At 39.8% G+C, this 8,623-nt stretch carries 2 protein-coding genes and 1 pseudogene; all 3 read right to left on the bottom strand.

Annotated elements, in window-relative coordinates:
* A partial coding sequence (locus ACGH46_RS10875) for a hypothetical protein (protein WP_411605624.1) occupies positions 1-3,302 on the bottom strand: 3,302 nt, incomplete at its 3' end.
* The gene (locus ACGH46_RS10870) at positions 3,302-6,853 is read right to left on the bottom strand and encodes a hypothetical protein (protein ID WP_411605623.1); all 3,552 of its coding nucleotides are present in this window, start codon (positions 6,851-6,853) and stop codon (positions 3,302-3,304) included. The genes ACGH46_RS10870 and ACGH46_RS10875, both read right to left, overlap by 1 nt.
* Positions 6,854-7,274: 421 nt before the next feature.
* A pseudogene (locus ACGH46_RS10865) lies at positions 7,275-8,623 on the bottom strand (hypothetical protein); the annotation flags it as partial.

The following is an 8,623-nucleotide window of genomic DNA, read 5'->3' as shown; positions in this document are numbered from 1 at the left end:
TTACCGTTAAAATATCCCGGGTAGATGCGAGGGGTAAAAATACCACTTACGGTTAGCAAACCTTTATTATATTGAATGAGTTCTTCTTTAGTGAGCTCAACTGCTTCATCTTTGTTTTTAGAACCTGTTACATCCAAGTAAAGCTTGCCCGAAATTGCCTCGGTCGTATTTGATGATGAAATTTGAGCTTGCATTAAGAATAGATTATTTTTATCTAAATTATTGGCAAGTGAACCATCGGCTAATACTTCAAAATCTAACGTTCCTGGTGGTGTTGCTGGGTCCATATCTGCAATATCGATAAAATTATCACCCTGATTGTGAACGATACGATATTTGCCTTGAGGCAATGATTTTAGCTTGATCGTTCGATAGTAATCACCAATATCACCCCATTTTTCATAATCACTTCCATTCCAGAAGTAAATTTGAAAATATCCATTTCCATTCTCAATCGTTTGCTCACCTGCATACTTCATATCACCATTGAGATCATTAACAGGCGCCCCCGAAAATTGTCCTTTTCCTTGCATTAGGAAGTGCTTAGTTAATGGCATATCAAGTTGTTTAAACTGTACTTTATAACTTGGTGCTAACTCTTTATCAGGATTAGTGACAGCCGTTGTCCCTGGATAGATAGTTTTAACGATATAAGTCACATCTCGATTAATACCATCTTGTTGCCCTTGAAAGCTATATTCACCCTTGGCATTCGTTAGTTTTTTCCCAATAAAATTACTTCCATTTTCAGTACAATCATTGGTACCGTCATCTTCGCAAAGTAAAACAATAGCATTCTTTAATGGTAAGTCATTAGCATTGTACATTTGCTCGGTTTGTATCTCACCATCACCTAACCATGTATCTAAAAATACTGAGCCACGAAGTATGTGTTGATTAATTTTTAATTTATACCAGATGTTAGTATCTGTGTTATATTTGTTACCACCACTCGCATTAACAATAATGCTCGATATCATTTTTCTATTATCATTAGGATCGATACTCGAACCACTATTCTGATCATTATTTTCGAAATCAATATCGCCATTCCTTATATCACTGCCGCCACCATATTCCTGTTTAGCCGTAACACGATACTCTCCATTAGGCAAATTAGTGAAATTGTAATGACCCTTGTCATCTGTTGCGAATTCGGTGATAACTGTCCATTCTCCAAATACTTCACGCTCCAGAGTAACCCGATTTTGTTTAATTGGTATATCTTGATTTGGATTATAAGTACCCAAAGTACCAGAATGACTATTATTTAAATAAACATATCCGGAAATCGTATTGGGTCTTGTTGGTGTAAAATAGATGGTATCTCCCCAAGTTTTAGCCGGTGCAACATTAACCGAATATTCGCCATTATATGATTCGGGATAATCCAAATTATCCTTATCATATTCAACAACAGAATAATAAAACAAACCCGCATGATCGATAGAATAATTTTGTGAGCCTCTTACGCCATAAAAACCCGGCTTTTGATAGCTGACTTCTAATTTATTACCTTGTAAATCGGTTGCTTGAGTCACACCATCTTCTTCAAAAAAGACAATTTTAGTATAAGTACTGGCGGTAATCGCTTCGAGCCCATTAATCGTTGAACTCCAGCTCCATTCCCCATTGGCTGTTTTCAAATAATTGACGACTAATAAATTACCTAAATCTTTACGTATTGGTGAATACCAAAAGTTTTGGTTGGTTTTTTGATCATTAAGTTTAGGTAAAATAATCTCTTTAGCAGCAATGTTAGCTTGCATACCATTACTTAATGTGACTTTACCTTTATGAATACTTTTTGATTTAGAGGAGGTACTGGTTGATTTACCGTCTGTATCATTGACAAAAATATTTTCATTTAAATTTATATTTGATTCCGTGACAACAACTTTATAATCTTTGTTTTTTACTAATCCAACAAACTGATAGGTGCCCAAATTACCGGCTGTTAATTGAGAAGCAATTTTTTCCCAATCGGTTCCATTATGTTGGTAAAGTTCGACAGTGGTATTAATTCCTGTACTACCCAGAGTGGCAAGCGGAATATTATTGCCCGTTTTACCTGAATCTGGACCTGCTTTAATATATTGCTGAGGTCCTAGTACAAACACATTTCCAGATATACCAGCTAACGTTGTATCGTTCGGATCCATTTTTAATAAAAATGTCGGACCACTTGTTTGATTATTTTCGTCTGTTATTTTAACGTTTTGTTCAATTTTACTAATTGGAATATAAGGTGCTTTAACATTGGTTACCTTAATGTCATAACTCGCCACCGCTAAGTCTTTAAAACGATATCGACCATTATCAGTAGTAGTCATTGTTTTTGTACCCAGTACTTTGGTTGTCGTGCCAGGATAAAAAAGCTCGACATTCATATCAATCGCACCGGTATCAAAATCTACTGTATAGATCCCATCACCATTTTGATCGATAGCGACAACACCATCGACACCCCATTCATTACGTGGTTTAACATTAAACACACCTTTTTGGTTTTTACCCTCCATATTAAAACTAATTTTGTCAACGTAGGCGTTTTTGCTATCCGGTAACGTTGCATCCCATAAGGCATATTTGATTTTATTACTTGAATCTGCAATAAAATCTTCTGCATCAACCACCATATCATACTGATGCCCTTTTAAGGTATTTTTAAGTTCGACTGTACCACTATTACTTGTTACAAAAATAGGAGTTTTGGAAGAAGCACTATAAATTAGTCTAACAGGAATATTCTTTGCACCGGCGCCTTTGTCATCTTTTATCACTAAGTTGATATCACCGCCTTGCCCTTTGATAAATAAGTTCTGAGCAGAGGCGCCGGTATCCACTATCAGTTGTACTGAGCGATCAATGGTTTCACCTTCAGTCGTTTTGGCAACAATCTTATATGTCCCCAGGAACGGCGCATCTAATTTATAGCTTCCATCTTGGTTGGTTGTTGAATCAGATAATAGTTTTTGGTTACTATCATATAATTCAACTTTTAAACCCGTTAACGGCATTTCCGTTTTGCTTGCCGTATTATCATAATCTAAATAGACTTTTCCACCTATATCAAAGCCATACGCAGTTGATAGTGTCACCATCGATATAAACGCTGAGGCTAATAGTTGTTTTATACCCCTTAGCATTCTTTTTTTCACTGTTGCATGATGTGCAGTTCGCATTATCTTTTCTCCTGATATGCGCAAATTCTCTTCTTTTCGTTTTTCTACTTTTCGGTTTGATTTGATTTGCACGGATGAATACATCTGACCTCTATTAACTTTTTGCCAACTGTTCATTAGAAACTCCCTACTACATTGACAAACCAACCATGTGAACGGTAGTTCAGACGCGTTAAGTTGTCATTGTAATCCGTAAAGTTATAACCTATTCCCATCTTGATATTGTCACCGACATTTCGGTAAATACTGGTCACAACCCCGTCTTTATGGTCATCCGCTAGGTTTGTACGTAACGTTCGACCTTCTATCTGGTATTCCCAGTCACCTGTCTTGTAATTGAGGCGAAGTGCATATAAGCTTGCTCCTGATGAGTACCACGTGCTTTCACCTTTATAACGTAAATGCCCTTGTCGGTGCGCCGCTTTAAACGCTGTTTCCCAGTTCGCATTCCACTCATACACACCTTCTAATGACCACACCCAACTTTTTTGGTCATACAGGCTTGAGGTATAGCTTTTGCTATTTGACGATGTTGAATTTGCTATCAGCTGATCATCCGGATCTAAACCATACACATACGTTAGCTTTCCGAATAAATTCAGGTTATTGATAGATAACGGGCGATAAGCAAAGCCTAATGTCGATTCCGTGTAGTTACTCACCACTTCACTGTTGTTATCGTGCTCTCCTAACGTTTTTGCAAAATCAAACTGTGCCATCCAGCTTAGGTTCTCGTTCACGGTCGTTTTTGCCCGGTTGGTCGTTACCCATTGACGGATCCGCTCACTACCTTCATCTATCCGGTATTCCACCCGGTTACGTACCTGAACAGTATCATTTTTATAACCATATCCTACTGCATACACATCCCGGCGGGTTTCATCATTTCCGGTTAAACTGGTATTGCGGTTTCGGTAACGATTATTCACCCGTCCTACCGAGTAAGACCCCTCTATAAATTGTGCTTCCGTCGGTTTATAACTTACCCCATAAACATCAGAAGTGGTTCGGTCAATTTTGGTGGTTTTAAATTGACGCTCTGAGTAAAGCTCCATCTGACTGGTCGCTTTGGTGCGTCCCCCAACAATTGTCGTAATACCCCGCCCCGAGGTCGAGTCCACATCATTTAAGACTTTGGTATATAAACTGGTGCGGTCATTTACATCCCAGCTCCCCTGAACACCACCACCGGCACCCCGATTTGATGCAAATACTTCTGCACCCAAATTGATGCTTTCGGTAATTTGTGAACTGTATCCTAAGGTGGTACGGTTATCATTCGCCACATCGCCCGATTTACCTAACGTCAGCTGCTGAATGAAATAACCTTTATCCCGTCCGCCAAAAAACGAACGCTCTACTTTCGCTGCCACTAAGGTTTCACGGGTAGAAGCATCACCATAATTATGGGTGTTGCGTTGTTGTAACTCTAACGCCGTTTTATATAAGTCACCGAGTGTTGTGTAATATTGAGCACGAGCGATTTTTTCGACATAATTTGCCTTGTCTTTTTCACGACTGTAACCCAGTAAGATACCTTTTTTATCCGTCTCAAAGTCATAACGTAATTCGCCACCCCACTCTTCTAAATCACTGCTACGGGCTTTAGCAAAGGACGAAAAGCCTTTCTGCTGCATCGAATAGTAACCCGTAAAACTTAATGGGATATCCTCATCGGTCAAATCACTGAATTCGATTTTTTGATTAATCTTCCATGCCGCTCCCCGTGTATCACCTGATAACACCGTCTGATTAAATGATAAGCCACCATTACTCGACACAAAAATATCACTCATCCTTGCCTTACTTTTGGCATATTCAAAATGGGTATGCGTGCCTTGCGTCGGTCTGACAATGACATCTAGCCCTTTTAAGTCATACGTTTCACCGCCTGACTGGTCTTCACTGATATACGTCCCACCGATTCGAACATGGTCGTTTAACCAGTGATAAGCCCGACCACCAAACACTTTTTGGCTTTCAAAGTCAAAACCGTCCGAGTAATATTCGTATTCCGCTATAATCCAGACTGGGTTACCCCCAACCAGATTACCGCTTTCAATAATTGAACTGCCCGTGCCACCGTTTGCCGTCATCGGTAGGGCTTTGGTTAACATCACCCGACCCTGATACTGATTCACTTCATAATCAACCCCTTCGTTCAAGGTACTGGTGCTCAGCACCCGACCGGTATTGCGGTCACGTACCTCCATCGACAGCTTTAAACTTCCTTCGGTAATACGCTGATGTTTTAAAAAGTATAAACTACCACCGGTCGAGGCTAACTCAACATGACTGCCTCGCGTTTCACCGTTCGATAAAAACACCGTCGCGAATGTGCGGGTATCACCATAACGGGTTGAATGCTCACTTTCGTGATATAACTTTGCCCCATATAAACTGCGGTTAAAGTTGGCAAACTCATTGCCGGTAATTTGGGAGTTATAGTTACCCCATAACCCGTAACTTTTGCCCTTCTCTAATTTGATATAAAACTTCCCTTCCGTATCCACATCACTTTCCGTGGTCGAATCATCTCCGTATATCGGGTAGTAAGCTTGCGGGTCGATTTCTCGGATAAAACGAGTCGGGTCTTTTTCACCTAAATGTCCAAATGCATTTTTTAATTTCGTTTCAGTCGTGTCCAGATGTGCCGTTAACCGATAATCGTTTTTATTTGCTTTTAAGTAAAAAGCAACCCGACCATCCCAGCTCCCTTTGCCGCTGTAGTGATGACTGTCGGCATCTTCCAGTATCGAACGCCCTTTTCCACTAACATTGTTTTGTGCATACGTCACATCCACGATACCCACATAAAAAATGTCATCTTTCTTTTCAACCACTAACTTTTCCTGTTGCGACTGTTTCTGACCCTGCTCATCCTGCCAGCTTAAATCAAACTGATAATCACCCGGCGATAAAATTATCTCTCGCATCGCTCGACCTTGAGCATCCGCCACTAAAGGCTCGCCATTAAGCATCAACCCTTGTTTACCTTTTAAGCCCGTCATTTGAATGACCACTTTACGGTCTTGTGCACTGGTTACTATGCCCTGATGATCTATCCGGCTTTCGCCAAAGCCCGGTATCGTGCTCTCTGATTTTAATTGGCCAAATAATAAATGGCCTGAGCCCGATTGATTGTCCAGTTTGTTGTAGGAAATAAAATCACTGTTATGGTCCGCTATGCCTTGACCTAATGTCTTAAACGATGTTGCATAAACACTGTCTTTCAAACCGTCATAACTGGTGGTGGTTAAAATCGCTTTATACTCGCTGTCTGTCGATAACGGCTCGCCATTATCGGTTTCACCACGCCATAACACCGCTTCATACGGACTGATTTCTTTAAATCGTAAGATCTTTAATGGTTGTCGGTTATCTAAATCCGATTGACGGTAAATGGTGATTTGATATTCTGCGATTTTGGTTGGGTAGTTAGTGTAAATATAAAGTCCCATTGGTGTCGTAAACAATCCTTGCGACGTCAACTTCACTTTTGGATTATAAATACTTAAATTAAGCTTTTCTTCTGCGTTAAACTCATCCCGAATAATATTTAATTTAGGTATATCTAAACTACCTGCATAAACATTATTGGAGCCAAGTAAAAAAGCAAAACTAATACTCAGGCAAAGTGGATGCCGGGTCCAGTTATGTTTTTTCATTTAGTTTATTTCCTTCCTCTTCTTCTAAGATCGATTATATTTTTTATTTCCGTAATTCAACTCAACATCAAAATTTATCCATAAACCTTAAAAAATGATTGATGACCAATCTCAATTAACCTTTGTTGATAAATAATAAATTAGCTAATCAATCAGTTAAAAAAATTACAAAATGAAATACTTTTATTAAAACTTTTTCATAATATTTACATAATACTATATATTGATCACAATAAACGATCAATATATATTATTCTGATCGCTAATTTCTATATTAATTGTTACTTTAATTAGCTGTTTATAGTTATTAAAAGTAAGATTAATAGGATAGATTAATTAGAAATAAAAAACCCCCGATAGACGGGGGAAAGACCTGAAAGGATAGGGATAGACAGACTTCCTTGTCCGTCTTTGATGGTAATTACTGATTTACCTCGGTAACACCAAAATCAACTTTACTTGGTAATCCCGGCGATACTCTCACCACTTTTGGATTACGTCCACTTACTTTGTACTCTTTTGGTAAGCTTCGTGGGTCTAATTTGATGACGAAGTTTGCACCTCGTTCCCAACGGCCTCCCGATACGCCAACTATATGGTAACGACCATGCGTATCAGTTGTGATGATTTCACCCCGAGCCGTCACTAACTTCACGCCGCCCAGACCTTCTTCACCTTCATCTTGTACGCCATTACCGTTGCGGTCGACAAACACTTTTCCGAAGATTAATGCATTGTCAAATAATGGGTCCGCTGTCACTGTCACTGTCGCCTGCGCAGTATTCGATACCACTCGACCCAGTTTACTCAGTGCCATCGCCGTATTGGTGTACTCGCCCTGAGTCACGCCTGAGCCCACAACCAACATATAGTTAATAACGAGTTCACCATTGCCTTTTAATTCCAACGAATCATAAGTCATCGCTTTTCCACCTTTCGGGTCGGCTATCTTCTTACCATCTAAACGTGAAGAGCCTTTTACATACTTAAACCCTGCCGGTAAGATGTCTTTTACTTTGATATTCGCTGTTTGTACCGTGTTATTGATCACTTTTATGCTGTAAGGAACAATATCACCTGTCACAACATTATCTTTTAACGCTGTTTTTATAACCGTTATATCCGCATCCGCTGCCCGATAACCCAACATTAAATCGTTAATCGAGGCCGAATAGGTTGTTAACGTGTTGTCTTTCAAACCGATCGGTAAGGTTTGGGCTCCACCTACTCCGTTATACACGATCGATGACGGTGGTGAGGACAAGTCGATTAACGGATGCTCAACCACTTTTCCGTCGATGTCTGTGTACTTCTCAAACGATGGAATGCGTTCATAAAGCAGGCTGTCCTGCGTTGAACCCACCACGCCATCATGATAATTTCCAAACAGTAAACGGATATGATGCGTAACAGTACTGCCACTATTGTTACCGATTGCCAGATTACGGAAGCTAAACTGACCATTATTATCCGTCATCGACGTCATTGGCTTGCCATCTTTATCCATCACATGCTTTTTATCACTGTCTAACAGATAAACATTTACACCCGATAACCCCTTATAACTGTCAGCTGAGTTTGAACCTGTCCCTTCACTGTCTTCTACAAGCTTACCTTCAATAATACCACCATGGATATAACCAAAGTCCTGATCGGTTAGGTTACCCGTGATATCAATGATTGCCTGATTGACTGTCTTCGGTAAGGTTAAGTAACCTTTGCTGTCATGGTGCGCATCATCCGGGTCAAAGCTTGCTCGTAACGTGCTCG

Origin of the sequence: Gilliamella sp. CG22 (genome assembly GCF_046635725.1) — a bacterium.
Lineage (GTDB): Bacteria > Pseudomonadota > Gammaproteobacteria > Enterobacterales > Orbaceae > Gilliamella > Gilliamella apicola_I.
This window is presented reverse-complemented; position numbering and strand designations above follow the sequence as displayed.